Origin of the sequence: Photobacterium sanguinicancri, from assembly GCF_002265265.1 — a bacterium.
GTDB classification, from domain to species: Bacteria; Pseudomonadota; Gammaproteobacteria; order Enterobacterales; family Vibrionaceae; genus Photobacterium; species Photobacterium sanguinicancri.
Genome location: NZ_NOIF01000319.1, coordinates 1 through 2,367 on the forward strand (window position 1 = coordinate 1; position 2,367 = coordinate 2,367).

The 2,367-nt window shown below is 38.6% G+C and carries 2 protein-coding genes; both read right to left on the bottom strand.

Annotated features, from left to right (window positions below):
- Nucleotides 1–9 precede the first annotated feature (9 nt).
- Nucleotides 10–963 carry a polysaccharide deacetylase family protein gene (locus tag ASV53_RS23605; RefSeq protein WP_094958943.1) on the bottom strand — a complete coding sequence of 318 codons (954 nt, stop codon included), beginning with the start codon at nucleotides 961–963 and terminating at the stop codon, nucleotides 10–12.
- A 123-nt stretch (nucleotides 964–1,086) separates the two neighbouring features.
- Nucleotides 1,087–2,208, bottom strand: coding sequence for a M28 family metallopeptidase (locus tag ASV53_RS23610; RefSeq protein WP_094958944.1), 1,122 nt, complete (start codon nucleotides 2,206–2,208; stop codon nucleotides 1,087–1,089).
- Nucleotides 2,209–2,367: the final 159 nt, after the last annotated feature.

Consider the following 2,367-nt stretch of genomic DNA (forward strand, 5'->3'; position numbering starts at 1 on the left):
AGATGTGTATTAGAGACAGTTACATTCCCTAGGTAAAAAGGCCTCTCCATCATGATTACAGTAAAACCAAGTAATAAAATCAATTAGCCTTTCAACTAGACAATCTACGTCAGATTTAGTCTGGGTATATGGTGTAGCGCCGGGAATTAAACTTGTAGAATGAAAAGAAATAATAAATTTCTCCTGCCCCTGTCTGTGCTGAGCATTAAAAACCCGCTGCATTTGTGCTGATGATACCTCTTCAGGAGATAGCCGATCTAACCTCACCCCTAAGAGTTTTCGTGCTAGCCGATAATCTAGACGGTTACTATGGTGAAAAAATGTTTTAGGGTTTGCATTTAGCCAGTTTTCGAGAATAGAAGACCAGCTAGTCAATGCAGTAGTATGCGGTAAATAGTACACACTATCCTTTAAATAATCTTTACAGGTAAGTGAACTAAAATTCGGCCCCTCTAATTGCGTGAAGTCATAATATGGAGAACAACTTAAGTCTGTTTTATAACCGAGCCTTTTTAAGGCGCCATGCGTATTTACTCCAACACCATAGCGCCCAGCTAAATAAGTTACTGGCCTAACTCGACTCACACGTTCAATCATATCTGTCAGTGTTTTTAATTTCTGAAATTCAAGGTCTTTCGTTAAGTTACAGGGAAATGATGCCGCTGTAGTAGAAAGCGAAGAATTATTTTGATACGGCGGGGTCAACCAAGGGTGAAGGTGGGCAGCAAATTCAATAGACTCCCCCTCTAAAGGTAAGAAATGATCAATGACTTTCTTGCCCTCAATACTCGTGACAAAAGCATAATCCATCGCCAATGTGATTTTGGCACCTATCGCAAGTAATTTTTCAATCGTATTGATTAATGTGTGTTGTGGCGAAACTGTATTATTCGCTCGGCTAAAGCAACCATGCCAATCAAACTCTTCTTCAACATGTATTACAATTGCAAGCTTCAGTGCCATCCATGTCACCTCTCATATACGAACAATATGAGCATGGCACACGAGGTGCATAACCGCAAAAAAATCCCATTCATGAACAAGCCTCATAAATGGGATTAACATCAATAGCTCACTGTCGCATCGCTATTTAACTTGAATATATTTGTCGCTCGTTAATAACTCTAAAACGATATTCACATTATCGCTAAGCTGCTTATCGACACGTCCGGGGAAAGCCTCTTCCAGTTTATCGATACGATCAAACTCGGTATGCCAAATTTTACCCCATTTTTTCTCTTCAGCACGATTACATGCCGTTTTATTATCAGCGTCGTAACAATCCCACATCGCAGGATTGGTGGTTTGAGAATAGCCATCATAGCCATCCGCCCCATTAATATTGAAGTTAGTTGCTTCAACATAAGCAATCGGAATACCCGCACACGCAAAGCCAGCATGATCCGACCATGAACCCGTTTCGCCTTCAGGGTAACCTGGGAATGTTGGGTGAATAACGTACTTATCCGCTTCGCCATTAACATCAACAGAAGCCTTCAGCATCGCTTCTCGCATTTTTGTATCAAAGCTATAGTCCGTTTCTGTTAACCCCAAAGACTCACATGTTCTTTTATACTCTGCATAATCAGAATGCGCAGCGTGGACATATACGATATCGCCACCACCAACAGTATCGTAATTTATCATGCCTATGACATTTTTAAGCTTGTCATTCGCTAATGCATCTTTGACATAATATAACGAACCGTTTAGACCGTTTTCTTCAGCACCTGGATATAAAATACGGACATTAAATGGTAATTCTGTTTGTTGTAGCTTTTCAGCAATAGCAATAGCGGCGGCTAAACCAGCACCGTTATCTGTTGCACCTAACGAACCATGATCGACACCAGTGGAATCATAATGTGCAGCCAAAATAATAGTTTTATCTACTTTCCCCTTTTTCTCTACAATATAATTATTTGAAAAATATGTTTTCCCTTTCTTTTCATAAACAAATGGTTGAGCATTAACATCAAAACCAAAACCCGTTAATTTATCGTATATCCAATTCCCTGTTTGAATTTCTTTTTGTGTGCTTGCTTCGCGATCGCCAATACCTTGCGTTTCATCTGCAATTTCAACAAGATAACTTACAGCCTTTGCGCCATAATCGACTTTATTATTATCATCAGATGAATCGCTATTACAGCCAGATAAAATAATAGCTGCTGCTAATGCAGAGCACTGAAATATTCCTTTTTTCATTATCGCATATCATTTTATGGGTTGAATTTTAAGAGAAGAATAACGTTTAAATGATAAAAGTAACTGTGACATTCCACTTATTTATTAATAGCTGCACTATTTTATTATTAATGTGAGAATTTGATCACCTCTAAGGTAGAGGAATATAAATTTCATATT

Bases quoted from the DNA above. Each gene is read 5' to 3' on its own strand.
- ASV53_RS23605 (WP_094958943.1), bottom strand. From the start codon at position 963: ATGGCACTGAAGCTTGCAATTGTAATACATGTTGAAGAAGAGTTTGAT.
- ASV53_RS23610 (WP_094958944.1), bottom strand. From the start codon at position 2,208: ATGAAAAAAGGAATATTTCAGTGCTCTGCATTAGCAGCAGCTATTATT.